At 37.1% G+C, this 267-nt stretch carries 1 protein-coding gene; it reads left to right on the top strand.

Going from position 1 to position 267, the window contains the following annotated elements; translation table 11 throughout:
- Positions 1-106 precede the first annotated feature (106 nt).
- Positions 107-267: DUF960 family protein (locus ETC07_RS16215; RefSeq protein ID WP_168709233.1), on the top strand; the 161-nt coding region annotated here is incomplete at its 3' end.

The raw sequence follows: 267 nt of genomic DNA, 5'->3' as shown, positions 1-267 counted from the left end.
ATGAAAGCTCAGGATTCAATCGAAGATACTTTGGAAAACATTCGAGAAGTGATCAGCCAAACCCGTTTAAATTAAACTAGAAAGTTAATGATAAAGGAGGACCAAAATGGCATTTACTGAAACAAAAGGACGCTATGCAAGCTATGGAACTGTCTCTAGTATTCCTGGTGAAATCATTGACAGTTTTTGGTTCATCATTGACAATCAGCTAAAAGGCGTTATCCCGCTTGAGCCTCTTATCAATTTTGAATTACTCAACCAAAAAGG

It is taken from the genome of Halomonas borealis, assembly GCF_004798905.1.
Lineage (GTDB): Bacteria > Pseudomonadota > Gammaproteobacteria > Pseudomonadales > Halomonadaceae > Halomonas > Halomonas borealis.
The sequence above is the reverse complement of the archived record's forward strand: the minus strand, read 5'-3'. Positions and strand labels throughout refer to the sequence as shown.